Below are 18,890 nucleotides of genomic sequence, written 5' to 3'. Positions count from 1 at the left end.
ATATTGAAATTGCCATTGAAATTGCCATTGAAATTGCCATTGATTTTCCTTACATTTGTATATCATTAAAACAAAAGATGGAAATATATAAAAGCAATAGACAAAACTATTCAGAGGAATTAAAATCAATCAATACAAAGTACAATAGCATTAGTTTTCTTAGATTCATTAGCATTTTACTTTTTCTAGGAAGCTTATTTTATTACATAAAAACTAGCAAATCAGTATTTGTCATAATGGCAATTGTACTGTTTGCTAGTTTTCTTTTTTTGATGCGAATCCATTCGAAACTATCGTTTCATAGAAAAATAAAAAGCGCATTGGTCGATATCAACGAAAATGAAATCACCTATTTGGAGCGAAAATCAATTCCTTTTGAAAATGGCGCCGAATTCAATGATTTCCATCATCCGTATGCCTATGATTTGGATATTTTCGGGGAACATTCTTTGTTTCAAAACTTAAATAGAACCGCCACTTTTATTGGTAAAAGGACTTTGGCCAAACAGTTATTGACACTTTTGCCGAATGATGAAATACTGAAGAATCATCAAGCAGTACAGGAATTAAAAGAAAAACTAAATTGGCGTCAGGAGTTTTTGGCTTTCGCCAAAGTAGGGCAGGACAATGAAACGCTTTATAAAACACTATTGCAATGGAGTGTCTTTAACAGCAAATCGTTGTCAAAAGGCGCAATCTTCATTTCATATTTGTTTCCTGCATTATTTTTAAGTTGTTTTTTGGGGTATTTAATCACCTCAAAAACCGTTTTTCTCTCTTGCTTGTCGTTTTTGTTTATTTTTAATTTGATGATTTTAGGTAATTTCCTAAAACGAATCAAAATGGAAATTGCGCAAGCCGACAATATCAACGTAATTATCAGTCAATACGGTTTGTTAGTTCAAAAAATAGAAAATGAAACCTTCCATTCCGAAAAGTTAATCGCTTTACAGCAAAAGCTGAATTTTCAAAATCAGAAAGCGAGTGTTCATCTTCAGCAGTTGGCCGAGTTGTTTTCCAAAATGGACAGTATTGGGAACTTTGTGACGGGTTTATTGTTTAATGGAACTTTTCTGTTTAATCTACATGTCTTGAAATCCCTGATTGCATGGAAAAAGCAGCATGCCGTTGTGTTGGAAGTATGGTTAGAAGTGATTGGCGAATTTGAAATGCTCAACAGTTTGGCCAATTTCTCGTATAACAATCCGGATTTTGTGTTTCCTGCATTGAATTCTAATTATGAAATTGATTTCTCCAACTTAAGCCATCCTTTATTAAATCCAACCACCAGAGTAGGGAACGAGGTGCAATTTCAGCCTCAATCGTTTATGATCTTGACCGGTTCGAACATGTCGGGTAAAAGTACTTTTTTGCGTAGTTTAGGAATCAATATGGTGCTTACAGGAATGGGTTCACCTGTATGTGCAAGTAGTGCGAATGTGCATCCTTTGCCTGTTTTAGTCTCTATGCGACTTTCGGATTCGTTATCCGACAGTGAGTCTTATTTCTTTGCCGAGATCAAGCGATTGAAGCAAATCATGGATGAATTGGAAGATAATCCTGCCTTTGTACTTTTGGACGAAATTCTGAGAGGTACCAACTCGGATGATAAACGCAATGGAACGATTGAAGTAGTCAAAAAAGTAATTGCCAAAAAAGCCATCGGTGCCATTGCTACACACGACATAGAAGTTTGTTTAACCACCAATGAATATCCCGAAATTCTAACCAACAAATGCTTTGAAGTCGAAATTAGCAACAATGAATTACATTTTGATTACACTCTCCGCGACGGTATTTGTAAAAACAAAAGCGCCACTTTCTTGATGAAAAAAATGGGAGTTATTTAGGAGAAGTGTTCAGTTTTTTAGTGATCAGTCACAGTTAGTCTTTGCGAGGAACGAAGCAATCTCACTAACCCGAGCAAGCAAAGTGAATCAATTAGAACGAAGCAATCTCACTAGCCCGAGCAAGCAAAGTAAATCAATTGGAATCGATGAACGATATGAGATTGCTTCGTTCCTCGCAAAGACATACCGTACGCAAAGCACGCAAACAAAGTCCTTGCGAGGAACGAAGCAATCTCACTAGCTCGAGCAAGCAAAGTGAATCAATAGGAATCGATATACGATATGAGATTGCTTCGTTCCTCGCAAAGACGTAGCTTACGTATAATGCATTCCCTCACTTGGAACAAGACCAAAAAAAAACCAAAACTCTGGTTAGGAATTTCGGTTTTTTCAAATATAAAAAATGGTTTTGGTTAGTTTAGTATTTTGAAGTAACTAGCTGTTTAGCATTACTGGCATTACAAGCATGGTTACGGTTTCGCCTTCTTCCAGTCCATCTATTGGAGTTAGAATTCCGGCTCTGTTAGGTAATGACATTTCGAGCATAATCATATCCGATTGCAGGTTGTTCAACATTTCAGTCAAGAAACGAGAGTTGAAACCTATTTGCATATCGTCCCCTTGGTAATCACAAGTCAATCTTTCTTCGGCTTTGTTGGAGTAGTCGATATCTTCAGCAGAAATATTCAATTCGGCTCCTGCAACTTTCAAACGAATTTGGTGCGTTGTTTTGTTAGAGAAAATGGCAACACGACGTACTGAACTCAAAAACTGAGAACGATCCATCATCAATTTGTTTGGATTTTCTTTTGGGATAACTGCTTCGTAATTCGGGTATTTTCCATCGATTAAACGACACAATAAAATATAATTGTCGAAAGAGAAAGTAGCATTGGAATCGTTATATTCTATTTTCACTTCAGCATCTGAGGTACCTAATATACTTTTTAAAATAGTCAAAGGTTTCTTTGGCATAATAAACTCAGCCACTTGAGATGCTTTTACATCAGTACGAGCATATTTTACTAATTTGTGAGCATCTGTTGCTACAAAAATCAACCCTTCTGGAGAAAATTGGAAGAAAACCCCAGACATTACAGGACGTAAATCGTCATTTCCAGCTGCGAAGATGGTTTTGCTGATAGCAGTTGCCAAAACATCTGAAGGTACTAGTGTTACTGATGGTTCGTCTAAGTTTACTGATTTTGGGAATTCTTCTCCTGGAGCATACGCTAAAGCATATTTCCCTGAATTAGAACTAATTTCTATAGTGCTGTTTTCTTCAACCGTGAAAGTTAAGGGTTGTTCTGGAAAAGTTTTAAGGATTTCCAATAATAATTTTGCAGGTACTGCAACACTCCCTTTACTGGTTGAGTCGATAGCCAATGTTGCAGACATAGTAGTCTCCAAATCGGATGCCGAAACAGTTAATTCGTTATTATCTAATTCAAATAAGAAGTTATCCAAAATAGGCAAAGTATTGTTATTGTTGATAACACTACCTAAAACTTGTAATTGTTTTAATAAGTACGAACTCGATACTATAAATTTCATCTGTATTGTTTTGTTTTTAATGGTGTACTTTTTTTAAATAAAATTTAGAATACACTTTACAAATATATTGTAAACTATTCTAGTATTGCAAATTTTTTATTAACATCTATTTACTGTACTTTCTTTTTCTGAGGAATGTAAATGCGATGCCAAAAAGAAACAAAATTAGAATTGGAAGCCCGATAGTTAGGAATTGTGTAAAGGTATAGTTTTCATATACTTTCTCTTTATCTAATAATGGTAAATCAAGATCCTTGCTTCGAATGTTAATAAGTCCAGTATCATCCAAAAGGTAATTGACACAATTCATCATAAAATCTTTATTGTCATATAAATTACCTGAGCGTTGGTCATAACCTAATTCTACAGGTTGTCCTTCTTTATCCAATTGATTTTTTATAATATCTCCATCCGAAATCACGATCATTTTACTCTGATTTCCTTTGGCTAGGAATGATTTTTCCTCAAAAGGTAAAACACGATTTTCGAACATAGAGTGAAAAGTACCTTCCAATAAAACCGCTAACGGAATATTTCCTTTATTGAGGTATTCTGCCGGCGAGGTTTGTTCCGAAACGATACTCAAGTTGATTTCAACAGGAGTTCCTATTCTTTTGGAATAAGGAGAAGACTGTAATAGTACCGTTTTCTTAATTCCGTTTTTCAAAGTGTCCATCGCATTGGCAAAATCAAGTTTGATGCCACCTAGATTTTTTACAATTGGATGTTTACTAGTAGGATATACCTGTGGAGCAAATTTCCAGTTGAAATCCTGGTATTGTGTTCCGCTTCCTTGTTCTCCACTCGCTAGTTTTATAGGGCTGCCTTGCTCGTCTTTGACTAAGTCAGGATTGATACGGACTCCATATTTGAAGAACATATCGTTTAGGTTTAAGTCTTTTGGAAATGCTAATGTTGCTCCCGAAGGATTATAAAGGCTGTCCATTTCGGCATTGACCTGATCAATCAGCCAAAGGGTTTTCCCGCCATTGATAATGAATTGATCCAGTACTAATTTCTCTTCATCACTAAAGGCTTCGGTCGGTTTGGCAATAATCGCCAAATCATAATTTTGAAGTGATTTTAAAGTCTCCACAGGATTTTTAGCCACAGAATCTAACGTAAATGGCCCAATGAAATAACTTTCGCGTACTTGCATCAGGAATTTGGCGATGTGTTGTTCTTGAAGTTCTCCGTTCCCTTTTATGATGGCAACTTTCTTTTGTTTGTCCTTTGAAATTTTATTAATTCCATCCGAAATGGAATATTCAAGATGCTGAACCGATCCAATAACTTTTTGAGTGGTAGAAGCTCCCATAATGTTTTTCATCAGAGGAATATTGACTTCTTTATTGTTGTAAACAGCAATTGCCCAAGGGAAAACCATCGATTGTGATTGCTTTCCTTTGTCGTCAACAGTTATATTTATTGGAGTTAAGCCTTTTCGATACAATTCTTTAATTTTATCCATACTCTCGTCTTTGTTCTCCAATGGATCCACAAATTCGATGATAATATTGGAATTATACGCTTGAAATTCTTCCAACAGTTGTTTGGATTCTTGTTGCAATCGCTTGAACTCTGCGGGTAATTCTCCTTGTAAGTACACTTTTATGGACAAAGGATTTTTTACATCTTTAAGAATCTTTAAAGTAGTAGGGGATAGGGTATAGCGATGGTCTTGGGTTAAATCAAAACGATGAAAAAAGAAATTGCTAATGATGTTTAAAAGTAATACTACCGCAACAGTAATCAATAATGATTTGGTGTTTTTTATATTGAATGCTTTCATTACGATTTAATAGATTTTAAATTGAAGACTGTGAAAGAAAGGAACAAAACAGCAATACTACTAAAATAGATTACGTCTCGTGTGTCTATGACACCTCGACTCATACTCGTATAATGATCTTGCATTCCGAAATAAGAAATAAAAGAAGAAAAACCAGGTAGAAGAGAAGCCAATCCTTGAAAACCAAAATAGAAAAAGAAGCAAAGGAAAACAGCAATGATAAACGAAACAATCTGATTTTCTGAAATCGATGAAGTAAATATCCCAATAGCAGAATAAGCAGCGATTAAGAATAATAGTCCAAAATATGAACCTAAAGTGCTTCCTAAATCAAGATTTCCTTCGGGAGAACCCAGATTCCAAACCACTTCTACATAAATAAAAGTAGGAATGATGGCCATGACGATTAACAGAAAAGCCCCCAAGAATTTTCCGTTTACAATCTCCCAAAGACTAATCGGTTTTGTGAGCAATAATTCGAGTGTACCTTGTTTTTTTTCATCCGAAAAACTGCGCATAGTAACAGCAGGAATCAGGAATATTAAAATCCACGGAGCCAATGTGAAAAATGGCGTTAAATCGGCAAAACCGGTGTTTAAAATGTTATACTCCCCTTCGAAAACCCAAAGGAATAAGCCATTTCCAATCAAGAAAAGGGCAATTACCAAATATCCGATTGGGGAACCAAAAAAGGATTTTATTTCTCGTAATACTATTGATTTCATTTATTTATTTTTTTGTTTCAGGTTTACTTTGTTTCAGGTTTTTAACTTTAAACTAAAAAAAATTTAAACTAGAGAAACTAATTTATTTACGCTCCAAGCTTCCGGTTTTGCATTGAATAATTGTTTGGTAAATGTCCAAACGGTATTAAAAAGCTCCGAATTTCGATAATTTTCCAGATCATCTTCGGTTTCCCAATAACTATAGGTAAAGAAAATGCTTTTGTTATTTTTATCTTGATACAGTTCTAGGAAACGATTTCCAGGAGCATTTCGTATTTTATCTTTCATTAATTCGAAGTTTTCCAAAAAAGCAGGAATATTTTCCTCGTGAAAACTCAATTTTACTATTCGTACAAACATTTGATTGTTGATTTTTGATTGTTGATTTCTGATTTTAGATTTATTTCAGAACGTGTATTTATAGTTTTATTTTAAAATAGTATTGTTCTTTTTTAAGTTGGTTCATCTGCTGTTTTATCTGTCTTTAATGTTTGTCTCTCTTAAAATCTGCAATCAAGAATCGTTAATCTTCAATCTGAAATCTAATATCGTTAATTTTCAATCATAAATCTCAACTCTTAAATCGTATCGAAACCACATCTCTATAATTAAGCCCCAATAAAGTACTGGCCGAACCTACAGTTAAAGGATTACTTCTGAAAATGGCAATTTCGAGAAAACCGGCTTCGTTGAAAATAGCTAATTTTTCACCTTCATAATACTTTATAGGATACTTGTCAGAACTGGCGATGGCTGAATAATAGGGTAAAATAGTTTTTATGATCTTGTTTTTGAATACAATTTCAAAAGATCTTCCTTTAACAGTTTCTAAAAACTGTTTTTTTGAAATATTGGTAACCACATTTCCAAAATGGTCAATGTAAATCACATTCCCTTTTAATTGATTTCCATCATCCGAAAGCGAAACTTGTAAATCGGTTACTTGTTTTAAAGTAGTGATCTCTTTTCCTATTACATTAAGGACGCCACCTTTGGCAATATGACAAGCTACTTTTACAAAAACATCCAAATCGGAAGCATCGCTATGCAATCGATCATGAATGGTTATTGCGACTATTTTTTGAGGAATAATTTTTTGCGTAAGCATACTTAAAATGCCATTATCGGCTGCAATAAAGAAATGATCGTTCCATTGCATGGCAATATGTTGATTTTCTTTATTGGATTCTAAATCGACTCCTATAATATGAACAGTTCCTTTTGGGAAACTTGCATAAGAGGAAGAAATAATGTAACTTGCTTCTGCTGTGTTGAATGGGTCAATGTCATGTGAAATATCAACAATAGACGCCTCAGAATACTCCGATAATATTTTCCCTTTCAAGGCACCCACAAAGTGGTCTTTCAAGCCGTAATCGGTAGTAAGGGTAATTATTGACATAAAATTGTTTATAACTATTGAGTATTATCGCAACTGAAACTTTTTGTTTTATTAAATTTGAGAAATGCAAAGCTAAAGTATTTTAAGCTTTATTTGAATAGATTTTTATTTGAATTAAAAACAAAATGTATGTCAAAGTTAATTTTTATTTTATTTCTTTTCTTTTGCAGTCTGCATTCATTTAGTCAGGAGTCTTTATCAAGTGCTAAAATAAATAATGCAGATTTTTCAAACAAAATAAATGGACTAGAAAAAGAAAAAAATGAAACTGCAAAAGTTCAAGAACCAAATGAAAAAGAGATTGTGAAAATTTATAAAGACAATCTCTGTGATGTTTTAACCATTAAAGTGTCCGATTTATTAAATGAATCGATGTTGAAAAAATTGTTAGCTAACGTATAATTTTAAAACTAGAAAATCCGCGTTTCTAGAAAGATGTTTTTTAGTATTATTTACCGAATTAGAAATTAAAAACTGTGGTGTAAAGACTCATAGCGTAAATATTAAAATTGATTTTAACTAAATTAATTAACTTAAAAACCTCTTATTTTGAACGAAAGAATCATCGAGCTCATCGACATTGCTCCAAAAGATTTTTGGGGCGCTCAAGACTCTCACCTTGAGTCCATAAAAAAGTACTATCCAAAATTGAAAATTGTTGCCAGAGGAACAACCCTTAAGGCGTTTGGTGACAAAGAGGTTTTAGACGAATTCGAAAAGCGTTTTCAACGATTGATGTTGCATTTTACACGATACAATACTATTGATGACAATGTAATCGAACGCGTTATTCTAAGCGATTCCCAAGATGAAAGCAGAACTTACGGACATGATAAAATTTTGGTTCATGGCGTAGGAGGAAAAATCATTAAACCCATGACACCCAATCAGCAATTGCTGGTTGATACAATGGCCAAAAATGATATGGTCTTTGCGGTTGGTCCAGCTGGAACCGGTAAAACGTATACGGGTGTTGCCATGGCCGTGAAAGCATTAAAAGAAAAGCAAGTCAAGCGTATCATTCTGACACGTCCTGCAGTAGAAGCTGGGGAAAATCTAGGATTTCTTCCGGGAGATATGAAGGAAAAACTGGATCCATACATGCAGCCCTTGTATGATGCCTTACGGGATATGTTGCCCAATGAAAAACTGGAAGACTATATTCTAAAAGGAATTATTCAAATTGCTCCATTGGCTTTCATGCGAGGTAGAACTTTAGATCATGCCTTTGTAATTTTGGATGAAGCGCAAAATACAACGCATTCGCAAATGAAAATGTTTTTGACGCGTATGGGTAAAAGCGCTAAGTTTATGATAACGGGTGATCCGGGTCAAGTAGATTTACCCAGAAGAACGATTTCTGGTCTTAAAGAAGCTATATTGGTTTTAAAAGACGTTGATGGAATTGGTATTATTTATCTGGATGATAAAGATATTGTACGTCATCGTTTGGTTAAAAAAGTAATTGATGCCTACAAGCAAATTGAAAATAATGATTATTAAGTAGCAAAGTACACTGCAATTATTTCGATATAGTTTTAAAAAAAAAGCAAAATTCATATTTAAAAAAGGAGAAACTCAATTGTGACGTTTCTCCTTTTTTTATTTAAAATGGAAAAAAGTTCGATATCTATTTGTTTTGCCAACAAAAGTTAACATATCTATATAAATACGTTAAAAGCGTCTTATAGGTATGAAACTTTTTGGGTATCTTGCTGAAATGCAATAAATTTGAAAGTGTTATAAACAAAATTGAATGAACGATGTTGAAACAAAAAATTAAAGTAGTAATAAGTGATTTAGACGGAACATTACTCAATTCAGATCATAGTATATCAGATTATACGAAATCTGTCTTTCAAGAATTACACCATCAAAAATATTTAATTATTGTTGCCACGGGTCGTCATCATATCGATGCAATGTCCATTGTCGAGAATTTGGGATTTCCTATTTATTTAGTAACTTCAAATGGAGCAAGAATTCATTCACCCAAAAAAGAGCTTCTTTACTCTTTCAATATAAAAAGTGAAGCAATCAAATCGGTGTTGTCATTAGATATTGATCCAGAAATCACAACGGTATTATTCAAAGAAGAAGTTTGGCAAACGTCGAAAATCAATAAAAAAATAAATAGCTTTCAAAAAGATTTAAAATACCCTCCAGTAGTGGTTGACTTTAATGATTTAGAAGATTTTAGTGCTATAAAATTATTTTTCACTCATGACAACCACGAAAAATTAGTCGAATTAAAGAATAAGATTCTAGAAGATCATTCGGAGGAATTTAGTCATGCCTTTAGCTTGCCTATTTGCTTAGAATTTATGGATAAATCGGTTGATAAAAGTGTGGCTATTGCCAAAATCTTAGAGATTGAAGGGTATTCATTTCAAGAAACTGTTTTTTTTGGAGATGGTTTTAATGATGAAAGGATGTTGGATGCAGCCGGAATTGGATTAATTATGGGGAATGCCCCAGAAAATTTAAAATGTAAATTACCTCATTTAAATATTATTTCAACGAACAATGAAGATGGAGTTGCCAAGTATTTATCAAGAAAATTAGAGTTGACGAGTAAAGTGTAATGACTTGAATGTAAATGGCGAAGCAGATGTAATAGAGGATTTATGTTTTTTATTTAATAAAAATCAGGCAGTATTAATGGATTATCCTTATCTATTTCTTTTTAATCGAAATAAAGAAACAGCTAAGGATATTTTTTTCTGTATTTTCGCAGGACTAAAATAGAAAAGATGTTTAAAAAAATAATTGTTTTGGTTTGTTTGGTTTACGGTTTAGATAGCCAAAGTCAGAGTTTGAAATTAGAAGAAATCATGAAAGGGGAATCATTTGTAGGGGTACAACCTACTAATGAGCATTGGTCTGTAGATGGTAAAAAAATCTATTTTGAATGGAATCCCAATAACGACATTGATAAAAGCACCTATTTTTGGGAGAAAGGAATGGCGGCTCCACAATTGGCTTCGGCAAAAGAATCGATTTTTTCAAAAATAAATTTAAAAAGAAATCCAAGTTCAGATTTAGGGTATTATATTGAAAACGGAGCTTTGTATTCGTATTCCGTTAAGAATAAAACAACAAAAAAGCTTTTGCAACAAAGCAGTCCTATTTCAAATTTGAAATTAGCTTTTGAGAATGGAGTACTTTTTTTTGAGCAAAACGGCAATATTTTAAAATACAATACCAAAGAAGGAACAATTCTGCAACTTACTAATTTTAAGGAAGGAAAAGAAGAAGAATCTGAAACTGAAAAAGAATCTTTCTTAAAAAGTCAGCAAAATGAATTATTTCAATTTATTCGTGACCAAGAAGCAAAAAAGAAATGGAATACTGCAAAAACTAAGGAGAGTAAGTCTGATTTTTCTAAGACATATTTCTATGGCAAAAGTGTTTTTGAAAATTTAAATAGTAATCCACAAGGTAATTTCGTAACATTTAGATTAACAGATAAAGTAGACGTTCAAAGTGAAAAAATGGCGGTCTTTATAACAAAAGATGGTTATAATAAAACGCCAGACACCAAAGAGAAAGTTTCTGTAAATAATTTGGTACCTACAAAATTTGGAATCTATTCAGTTGCTAAGGATACTGTTTATTACATGAATTTTTCAGCATTGAGTCATATTCAGGATGTGCCTAAATATTATGATCTGTATCCAAATTTGAAAAGCGATAATAAAACTGATAAATTAATTGTTATTCAAGAACCTGTCTATAATCAGGACGGAACTTTTGCTGTTGCAGAGATTAGAAGTCAGGATAATAAAGACAGATGGTTAGTAAAACTTAACTTAGAAAAAAATACTTTCGAAGAAATAGAATATCAGCATGATGAAGCTTGGATTGGAGGCCCTGGTATTCCTTCCGATGCTTATGATTCAGGGACAATTGGTTTTCTTGCTGATAATGAAACTATTTATTTTCAATCAGAAGAAACTGGATACTCTCATTTGTTTACTTATAATATTAGGACAAAAAAGAAAACACAACTTACTAAAGGAAATTGGGAAGTGCGAGATGTAAACTTATCAAAAGATAAGAAAACATTTTATTTAACAACAAATACTACCCATCCTGGTAATAGGAGTTTTTATAAATTATCGATTGGTGACGGTGTTTTGCAACCCATTCTAACAAACGATGGCGCTCATGAAGTAAGTTTATCACCGGATGAAAGTACTTTACTAATTCGTTTCTCCTTTAAAAATAAGCCTTGGGAATTGTATTATGCCGATAACAAAAAGAATGCAACGCTTCATCAAATAACTTTTTCAACAAAAGAGGAATTTAAAAAGTATCCATGGCGTACTCCGGAAGTGATTACATTTCAAGCTCAAGACGGTACATCAGTGTATGCCAGATTGTACAAGCCACAATCTGAAAAAAGTAACAAAGCAGCAATTATATTTGTTCATGGTGCAGGTTATCTTCAAAATGCTCATAATTATTGGAGTAATTACCATAGGGAATACATGTTTCATAATTTATTGACTGATTTGGGTTATACGATATTAGATATTGATTACAGAGGAAGTGACGGATACGGGAGAGATTTTAGAACTGGAATATATCGTTTTATGGGAGGTAAGGATTTGACTGATCAAATAGATGGGAAAAATTACCTGGTTAAAAATCTTGGTATAGATGTCAGTAAAGTTGGAATTTATGGTGGGTCATATGGTGGATTTATTACTTTGATGGCTATGCTTACAGCACCTAAAGAATTTGCTTCGGGAGCAGCTTTACGATCTGTTACCGATTGGGCACATTACAATCACGGATATACCTCAAATATTCTTAATTTTCCAGAAACCGATCCAATTGCCTATAAAAAAAGCTCTCCAATCTATTTTGCTGATAATTTACAGGGTAATTTGTTGATGCTACATGGTATGGTCGATGACAATGTAGAATACAAAGATATTGTTCGTATGTCACAACGTTTTATTGAATTAGGAAAGAAAAATTGGAGTCTTTCTTCTTATCCAGTAGAAGCGCATGGCTTTAAAGAGACCTATTCTTGGGTTGATGAATATAGCAGAATATTAAATTTGTTTAATACCACGCTTCTTAAGAACTAAGGATATTACTTTTTTCAATATGAATAATGTTTCAACATTTTTGTGTATCTCTTTCAAACAACCTATTTTTGCCGAAACAACAATAATACAATAACTACAAATGAGCAATACAATTACCACTACCAATTTTAATTTTCCGAATCAAAAATCAGTATATAGAGGAAAAGTAAGAGAAGTTTACAATATCAATGACAATTTACTTGTAATGATAGCTACTGACAGGCTTTCGGCATTTGATGTCGTTTTGCCAAAAGGTATTCCATATAAAGGTCAAATTTTGAATCAAATTGCTACAAAATTCATGGAGCTGACTCAAGATATCGTACCCAATTGGTTAATTGCTACTCCAGACCCAAGTGTTGCTGTTGGTCATTTGTGTGAACCTTTCAAAGTTGAAATGGTGATTCGTGGATATCTTTCTGGTCATGCCGCTCGTGAATATGCTCTTGGTAAAAGACAAATTTGCGGAGTTACAATGGCTGAAGGTTTGAAAGAAAACGATAAATTCCCAGAACCTATTATCACACCTACAACAAAAGCAGATAATGGGGAACACGATGCCGATATTTCTAGAGAAGCTATTCTAGCAAATGGAATCGTTACCGAAGCAGATTATTATGTTTTAGAAAAATACACACGTGCTTTGTTTCAAAGAGGAACTGAAATCGCTGCTGGTCGTGGTTTGATTTTGGTGGATACCAAATACGAATTTGGAAAAACCAAAGACGGTGTAATTGTTTTAATAGATGAAATCCATACTCCGGATTCTTCTCGTTATTTCTATTCAGAAGGATACCAAGAAAGACAAGACAAAGGAGAAGAACAAAAACAATTGTCTAAAGAATTTGTAAGACGTTGGTTGATTCAAAATGGTTTTCAAGGTCTAGAAGGACAACAAATCCCAGACATGACAGAAGAATATATCGAAACTGTTTCGGATAGATATATAGAATTATACGAAAAAATTCTTGGAGAAAAGTTTGTGAAAGCTGACATATCGAATATTAATGAACGTATTGAAAAAAATGTATTGGCATATTTAGCTAAGAGATAAACAGATAGTTTTTTAACTACTTACGGTTTTTTAAATCCGCAATTCAATTCTGAATTGCGGATTTTTTTTTAAACCAAATTCCACAAATTAAATAGTGACAAATATAATTTGAATTGTTTGCGGTGCCTTGTTCCGTCTGGGGTTATTTAAAATTGAAAACTGAGTAATATTTTTAATGGGTTTTAAATTGTTTTTTTTAAAGGTTAAATCTTTGTTAATTACTGTTACATATTATTCAAAATAGAGTCTATCTATTTGGTAGTCAATTAAGAGTGGATTTGCTTTTTTATGTTTTTTACCATTAAGTACATTTTAAAAGTTAATAAAAGATTAAATTTAAGTACTATATAAAACATAATACCTTTTTTAACACTATATTCGTATGGAATTAATATTGTAGCATTTTTAAAATAAAAAATCAATCAAATCAGGAACAGTTAATTAAATATAATCAATCAATCAAAAATCAATCATTATGAAAAAATCAATCGTTTATCTAGGAGTAGCTTTAGTAGCTTTTGCAAATGTTTCTTTTGCATCAAATTTAAAATCATTTTCCAATGACAAAAGTATAGTTGAATACTATGATGGTACAACACCATTAATTGTTGCTATAAGTAAGGGAGATATTGACATCGTAAAGAAGTTTATTGAGTATGGTGCTGATGTAAATGAAAAATCAAACGGGATGACTCCGTTAATGATAGCGGCTCGTTATAATAAAGTAGAAATCATTAAAATTTTAATCTCAAAAGGAGCACGCCTTAATGAAAAAGATGAAAATGGATATACTGCATTAAAATATGCCGAAATATCCAATGCAACGGAGGCAATTCAAATATTGAAACAATCGTAAATAACTTAAAAGGCATCATTTATTCAAATGATGCCTTTTTTTTTGGTTTATATGTTGAGTTCTTTGTCTGATTAAGGATGATATGAGGTTGGTGGATAATTATAAATTTAAAATTTTATTTATTCTCTAAATTGAATTTTAGATTTTTAAGCCCAGTTTCTAAATCTTTACCAAGCATTTCCTCCATATTCATAATGGGTAACATCAAATTCATAGGATAGGCCATGGTACCGTTAAATCCCCATGTTACTTTTGTTTGATTTGATGAATCACTTTTGGTTATCATATAAGCATTATCTGTTGACTCAAAAGGAACTTTAAAACGGAGTTCAAAATCGATTCTTTCTCCCTCAGTTATTTTGATTATCTCTTGTTCACCAATACCTACATTTTTATCTTGACTTTCCCAAGCCGAAATTGCCCCAACAGTTCCATCGATTCCTGTGAATTTCTTTTTCATTGCGGGATCTAATTTTGCCCAGACACTAAAATCATTTTGATTTTTTAAATATTTAATATAGGTAAAAACACTGTCTTTAGGAGAATCTATCGTTATTTCCCTTTCCACGGTATAGGTTTTTGGCAAAAGAAGACCAATTAATAATAAGAAAGCAATGATTCCTAATAAGCCAAACAGGATTTTTTGGAGAACTTTCATAGGTGTAAAATTTAAGTGTTAGTAATTAATTAAATTTATTTTTTGTCTTTAAAGCAGTTTTAGATTTCTACATAAAGTTATGGAATTTTATTCAAATTAGAAGCATTGCTCTATACGTATTCAGTAGGAGGGTGATCAGCTTTAATCTAAAGTGAATGGCAATCCCTCTTTATTTTCTGATTTATTGTTATAGTTTTTAAATTTTGTTTTCTTTTTCATGATTGTTATTAATTTTAAAATAATCAGTAACATCAATAAAATCGACTTAAAAGTTAATATAAAGTTAAATTTAAGTACTATGTAAAACACAATACCTTCTTTTAGATATATATTTGTATAGGATATTATTATATGTTTTTAATATCTATAAAAACAACAACAATCAAACAACAATCAAACAACAATCAAAAAGCAATCATCATGAAAAAATCAATTTTAATTTTAGGAATCACATTAGTATCTTTAACTAATGTTTGTAATGCATCTAATGCTATTAATCATAAAAACAATACTTTTCAGGGAAGTGTTTTAACTGATTATAATTTAGGATCATCATTAAGTGAAATGGCAACAGTTGTAAAACCTTCTTTAAAGGAAGACCTAGAAACTTTTAGTCCTGAAACAGTTATTAGATACGATAATCGCAAAACTATTGTAGAAATTATCAGAGAAGATGATAAAATAACGGAATACACAAATACTGATGAATTAGAGTTTGTAGCCTTGCAGGAATCAATGAAAGAAGTGATCGCTGAATCGGATTTAATTACAGAGTTTAAGGCTTCAGATAACGATTATACCCTTTATACTGAAAGAACTATAGAAGATGAAATCGCAGAACTTGAAATGATTATTGAAAGTAAAGAAACTAACGAAGCAAGTCCATTGGATTTCAAAAAAATCAACAGCAATTCTATATTGATGAATGGATTTAATGCTAAAAGGTTTGTTGGAATGAAATAATATCCAAAATTAAGAATGCGTAAAATAATCAGGGCAGGTAAAAGATTACCAACAAAAAAGCACCATTATAAAAGTATAATGATGCTTTTTTTATGCATTATAAAATTGGAATTCTTAGACATTTTTTATTAAAAAAAAATCAATTATAATCGAATAGATAGTAAGGTTAGTTTTTAAAAACTATTTAAAATAAGAAAAAGTCTCGTTGTTTTCAATCTTCAATAGTGTTTCATAAATCAGTTTAATCACGTTTTCTACATCATCACGGTGTACCATCTCGACCGTTGTATGCATATATCGCAACGGAAGCGATATTAAAGCCGAGGCCACACCACCATTGCTATAGGCAAATGCATCTGTATCTGTGCCAGTAACGCGAGAAGAAGCCAATCGCTGAAATGGAATGTTTTTTTCAACTGCAGTATCCAAAATCAATTCCCTCAAGTTATTTTGAACTGCAGGAGCATAAGTAACCACCGGACCTTTACCAATTTTAGTGTCTCCTTCAATTTTCTTTTCAATCATGGGAGTTGTAGAATCGTGGCAAACATCGGTAACAATAGCAACATTTGGTTTAATGGTTTGAGTAATCATTTCGGCACCTCTCAAACCCACTTCTTCTTGAACAGAGTTGGTAATGTACAATCCAAACGGAAGCTTAATATTGTTTTCGTGCAATAAACGAGCCACTTCGGCAATCATGAAACCACCCATGCGATTATCGATGGCACGACAAACGAATTTATTTTCGTTCATAATCATAAATTCGTCAGGGTAAGTAATAACACATCCAACGTGAACGCCCATTTTTTCTACCTCTTCTTTGGTTTCACAACCCAAATCAATAAAAATATTGCTGATTTTTGGATTTTCTTCCTTATCTCTGTTTCGAGTATGTATGGCTGGCCATCCAAAAACACCTTTTACAATTCCATTTTTAGTGTGAATATTGACACGTTTTGAAGGTGCAATTTGGTGATCAGAACCGCCGTTTCGGATCACATAAACCATTCCTTCCTCTGTTATATAATTGACATACCACGCTATTTCATCTGCATGTCCTTCTATAACAACTTTATAGGAGGCTTCAGGATTAATAACTCCAACAGCGGTTCCATAGGTGTCTGTAATAAAGGTGTCTACATAAGGTTTTAGATAATCCATCCAAAGTTTTTGACCTTCAGCTTCAAAACCAGTAGGGGAGGCATTGTTTAAGTATTTTTCTAAAAAGGCAATAGATGTAGCTTTTAATATTGAATCTGAACTCATAAAAATATTTTTTTGCTAAATTATAAATTTGCCTTTACAGTTGTATATATAATGTATAATTTTGTGCTAAAATTATTCAAATATGAAGCTTTTCAAAATTATAGTATTCTTTCTTTTTGTATCAGTTGCAATTCAAGCCCAAGAAATAAAAAAAGACACCGTCCAAATGGGATATGTGTTAACAGAGAATGACACTATCTTAAGTGATACAATACAATTGCCTGAAATAATAATTGAGAGGCATAAGATGAGCGACGAAGATAAAAAGCAATTTCAATTACTTCAAAAAAGAGTATACGTTACATATCCTTATGCAAGAGTAGCTGCCGAAAGATTAACGTCGTTAAATAGAGGTATGGGGAAGTTTACAAATAAGAGGGATAAAAAGAGATATTTTAAGATAGTTGAGGATTATCTAAGCAATGAGTTTGAAGCAAGATTAAAAAAACTCTCCAAAAAGCAAGGGCAAATTTTAGTTAAATTAATCGATAGACAAACAGGAACTACAACTTATGATTTAATAAAAAACTTAAAAAGTGGTTGGAAAGCATTTTTGTCAAATACCACTGCGAGTATGTTTGATATTGATTTGAAATTAAAATACCAACCTTTTGAAGTAAATGAAGATTATTTAATAGAAACAATATTGGTCAGAGGATTTGAATCGGGCCGATTGCGGAAACAAGAGGCGGCACAACCCATAGATTATGATAAGTTATCAGATTCTTGGAGCGAAAAGGCAAATAAATAAGAATTTTGTATTCTGGATTAAAACAATAAAGAGGTAATTACTGATGTAGTTGCCTCTTTTTGTATTAAGACACATTTATTATAAGTCAATAATAGTAGAAGAGTTGTCAGGAGCTTAATCCCGCTATCCGTTCCAATCTTGTTGTTCTCGTTAAAAAAAAAACGAGAACAACAAGGATTTACACTACTATCGGGGCTAGGGCTTGGGTTTTCATAAGAAGGTTGATTGTAAAAAGGTGTGATATATAATAGGAGTGTGTCAAAAAGCCGCACCTTTCTATATAGGAGAATCAATTTCAGGAGGAAATCCGTATCCATCCGTGTTTTTGCTGCGGCGAATCTGTTTGATTTGTGTCTTATTGAGGAAATAAAACACACACCTTATATATAGGAGAAGTCATTTCAAGTAAAAACCCGCGAAAATCCGTGTTTTTGCTCTAGCGAATCCGTGTAATCCGCGTCCCATCCAAGCGGTGGTAAACCCAATCCAGTCCTCAAACCCGAGCAAAACGGGTCAAACCATCGAAAACGGCTACAAATAAATCGCAACCACTCAAAAAGCCCCGTTTCTAACCGTCAACAAACCAGTGCCTTAAAAAACACTTTTAGAAAAGGTTAAAAAAAGGTTATGAGAAGGTATTGTTTACGCAGATAAACGTGCTACTTTTGCACCCGCAACAACGCAGACGTTCATTAACAGATTGACAAGCCAGACGAATTAAAGCTGAAAATTTATTTTCAAAAAAAATTCCAAAAAGCTTGTGAGATTCGAAAACGTAAGCTACTTTTGCACCCCGCTAAACGCGCAACGTTCCTTGAAAGACTGCTAAGAAAACCAGAAGAAATTGAAATTAAATTTTCAAAAAAAAACTTCAAAAAGTTCTTGCCAGTTACAAATAGAAGTTGTAGTTTTGC

General features: G+C 32.8%; 16 protein-coding genes. 9 read left to right on the top strand and 7 right to left on the bottom strand.

Features of this window, described 5'->3' with window-relative positions; genetic code table 11:
* Positions 1-77 precede the first annotated feature (77 nt).
* Entirely contained in the window at positions 78-1,850 is a 1,773-nt protein-coding gene (locus DB891_RS16465) for a MutS-related protein (protein WP_116764675.1), read from the top strand.
* 435 nt (positions 1,851-2,285) lie between these two features.
* Here the strand turns inward: DB891_RS16465 and dnaN are convergent, their stop codons facing one another.
* The 5 genes from dnaN to DB891_RS16440 form a co-directional block, all read right to left on the bottom strand.
* Entirely contained in the window at positions 2,286-3,404 is a 1,119-nt protein-coding gene (gene dnaN / locus DB891_RS16460) for a DNA polymerase III subunit beta (protein WP_116764674.1), read from the bottom strand.
* Between the two features lie 106 nt (positions 3,405-3,510).
* Positions 3,511-5,196 carry a gliding motility-associated ABC transporter substrate-binding protein GldG gene (gene gldG, locus DB891_RS16455; protein ID WP_116764673.1) on the bottom strand — a complete coding sequence of 562 codons (1,686 nt, stop codon included), beginning with the start codon at positions 5,194-5,196 and terminating at the stop codon, positions 3,511-3,513.
* Positions 5,196-5,921, bottom strand: a complete 726-nt coding sequence (gene gldF / locus DB891_RS16450) for a gliding motility-associated ABC transporter permease subunit GldF (RefSeq protein ID WP_116764672.1) — start codon at positions 5,919-5,921, stop codon at positions 5,196-5,198. The genes gldG and gldF overlap by 1 nt, the downstream gene beginning before the upstream one ends.
* Before the next feature lie 63 nt (positions 5,922-5,984).
* Positions 5,985-6,281 carry a putative quinol monooxygenase gene (locus DB891_RS16445; RefSeq protein WP_116764671.1) on the bottom strand — a complete coding sequence of 99 codons (297 nt, stop codon included), beginning with the start codon at positions 6,279-6,281 and terminating at the stop codon, positions 5,985-5,987.
* Between the two features lie 211 nt (positions 6,282-6,492).
* Positions 6,493-7,323: an SAM hydrolase/SAM-dependent halogenase family protein gene (locus DB891_RS16440; RefSeq protein WP_116764670.1), complete on the bottom strand. Its 831-nt coding sequence runs from the start codon at positions 7,321-7,323 to the stop codon at positions 6,493-6,495.
* A gap of 129 nt (positions 7,324-7,452) precedes the next feature.
* Between DB891_RS16440 and DB891_RS16435 the strand changes: the two genes are divergently transcribed.
* The 6 genes from DB891_RS16435 (at position 7,453) to DB891_RS16410 (ending at position 14,335) form a co-directional block, all read left to right on the top strand.
* Positions 7,453-7,725 carry a hypothetical protein gene (locus tag DB891_RS16435; RefSeq protein WP_116764669.1) on the top strand — a complete coding sequence of 91 codons (273 nt, stop codon included), beginning with the start codon at positions 7,453-7,455 and terminating at the stop codon, positions 7,723-7,725.
* Between the two features lie 147 nt (positions 7,726-7,872).
* Complete coding sequence (locus DB891_RS16430) at positions 7,873-8,826, top strand: PhoH family protein (RefSeq protein WP_116764668.1); 954 nt, start codon at positions 7,873-7,875, stop codon at positions 8,824-8,826.
* A gap of 260 nt (positions 8,827-9,086) precedes the next feature.
* Entirely contained in the window at positions 9,087-9,908 is an 822-nt protein-coding gene (locus DB891_RS16425; RefSeq protein ID WP_116764667.1) for a Cof-type HAD-IIB family hydrolase, read from the top strand.
* Positions 9,909-10,076: 168 nt separating this feature from the next.
* Positions 10,077-12,425, top strand: a complete 2,349-nt coding sequence (locus tag DB891_RS16420; protein ID WP_116764666.1) for a S9 family peptidase — start codon at positions 10,077-10,079, stop codon at positions 12,423-12,425.
* A 100-nt stretch (positions 12,426-12,525) separates the two neighbouring features.
* Entirely contained in the window at positions 12,526-13,479 is a 954-nt protein-coding gene (locus tag DB891_RS16415; protein WP_116764665.1) for a phosphoribosylaminoimidazolesuccinocarboxamide synthase, read from the top strand.
* A 475-nt stretch (positions 13,480-13,954) separates the two neighbouring features.
* Positions 13,955-14,335: an ankyrin repeat domain-containing protein gene (locus DB891_RS16410; protein WP_116764664.1), complete on the top strand. Its 381-nt coding sequence runs from the start codon at positions 13,955-13,957 to the stop codon at positions 14,333-14,335.
* A 115-nt stretch (positions 14,336-14,450) separates the two neighbouring features.
* Here DB891_RS16410 and DB891_RS16405 read toward each other — a convergent pair whose 3' ends face one another.
* Complete coding sequence (locus DB891_RS16405) at positions 14,451-14,993, bottom strand: SRPBCC family protein (RefSeq protein ID WP_116764663.1); 543 nt, start codon at positions 14,991-14,993, stop codon at positions 14,451-14,453.
* 420 nt (positions 14,994-15,413) lie between these two features.
* On the opposite strand from DB891_RS16405, the gene DB891_RS16400 reads away from it, so the two are divergent.
* On the top strand, positions 15,414-15,956 hold the full coding sequence (locus tag DB891_RS16400) for a hypothetical protein (RefSeq protein WP_124019530.1): 543 nt from the start codon (positions 15,414-15,416) through the stop codon (positions 15,954-15,956).
* Positions 15,957-16,136: 180 nt separating this feature from the next.
* Here the strand turns inward: DB891_RS16400 and DB891_RS16395 are convergent, their stop codons facing one another.
* Positions 16,137-17,225: a M42 family metallopeptidase gene (locus tag DB891_RS16395; RefSeq protein WP_116764661.1), complete on the bottom strand. Its 1,089-nt coding sequence runs from the start codon at positions 17,223-17,225 to the stop codon at positions 16,137-16,139.
* A gap of 82 nt (positions 17,226-17,307) precedes the next feature.
* Here DB891_RS16395 and DB891_RS16390 point away from each other — a divergent pair, with 82 nt between their 5' ends.
* Positions 17,308-17,976 carry a DUF4294 domain-containing protein gene (locus DB891_RS16390; protein WP_223256127.1) on the top strand — a complete coding sequence of 223 codons (669 nt, stop codon included), beginning with the start codon at positions 17,308-17,310 and terminating at the stop codon, positions 17,974-17,976.
* Positions 17,977-18,890 lie beyond the last annotated feature (914 nt).

This window comes from Flavobacterium laiguense (genome assembly GCF_003097655.1).
In the GTDB taxonomy this organism is placed as follows: Bacteria; Bacteroidota; Bacteroidia; order Flavobacteriales; family Flavobacteriaceae; genus Flavobacterium; species Flavobacterium laiguense.
Note: the sequence above shows the minus strand (reverse complement) of the source record. Positions and strands in the feature narration are given on the sequence as shown.

What these genes read in the sequence shown, in the direction of transcription:
- DB891_RS16395 (WP_116764661.1), bottom strand. Translation starts at nt 17,225, where the DNA reads ATGAGTTCAGATTCAATATTAAAAGCTACATCTATTGCCTTTTTAGAA.
- DB891_RS16445 (WP_116764671.1), bottom strand. Translation starts at nt 6,281, where the DNA reads ATGTTTGTACGAATAGTAAAATTGAGTTTTCACGAGGAAAATATTCCT.
- DB891_RS16435 (WP_116764669.1), top strand. Translation starts at nt 7,453, where the DNA reads ATGTCAAAGTTAATTTTTATTTTATTTCTTTTCTTTTGCAGTCTGCAT.
- DB891_RS16410 (WP_116764664.1), top strand. Translation starts at nt 13,955, where the DNA reads ATGAAAAAATCAATCGTTTATCTAGGAGTAGCTTTAGTAGCTTTTGCA.
- DB891_RS16405 (WP_116764663.1), bottom strand. Translation starts at nt 14,993, where the DNA reads ATGAAAGTTCTCCAAAAAATCCTGTTTGGCTTATTAGGAATCATTGCT.
- gldG (WP_116764673.1), bottom strand. Translation starts at nt 5,196, where the DNA reads ATGAAAGCATTCAATATAAAAAACACCAAATCATTATTGATTACTGTT.
- DB891_RS16425 (WP_116764667.1), top strand. Translation starts at nt 9,087, where the DNA reads ATGTTGAAACAAAAAATTAAAGTAGTAATAAGTGATTTAGACGGAACA.
- DB891_RS16390 (WP_223256127.1), top strand. Translation starts at nt 17,308, where the DNA reads ATGAAGCTTTTCAAAATTATAGTATTCTTTCTTTTTGTATCAGTTGCA.
- DB891_RS16465 (WP_116764675.1), top strand. Translation starts at nt 78, where the DNA reads ATGGAAATATATAAAAGCAATAGACAAAACTATTCAGAGGAATTAAAA.
- DB891_RS16400 (WP_124019530.1), top strand. Translation starts at nt 15,414, where the DNA reads ATGAAAAAATCAATTTTAATTTTAGGAATCACATTAGTATCTTTAACT.
- gldF (WP_116764672.1), bottom strand. Translation starts at nt 5,921, where the DNA reads ATGAAATCAATAGTATTACGAGAAATAAAATCCTTTTTTGGTTCCCCA.
- dnaN (WP_116764674.1), bottom strand. Translation starts at nt 3,404, where the DNA reads ATGAAATTTATAGTATCGAGTTCGTACTTATTAAAACAATTACAAGTT.
- DB891_RS16420 (WP_116764666.1), top strand. Translation starts at nt 10,077, where the DNA reads ATGTTTAAAAAAATAATTGTTTTGGTTTGTTTGGTTTACGGTTTAGAT.
- DB891_RS16415 (WP_116764665.1), top strand. Translation starts at nt 12,526, where the DNA reads ATGAGCAATACAATTACCACTACCAATTTTAATTTTCCGAATCAAAAA.
- DB891_RS16440 (WP_116764670.1), bottom strand. Translation starts at nt 7,323, where the DNA reads ATGTCAATAATTACCCTTACTACCGATTACGGCTTGAAAGACCACTTT.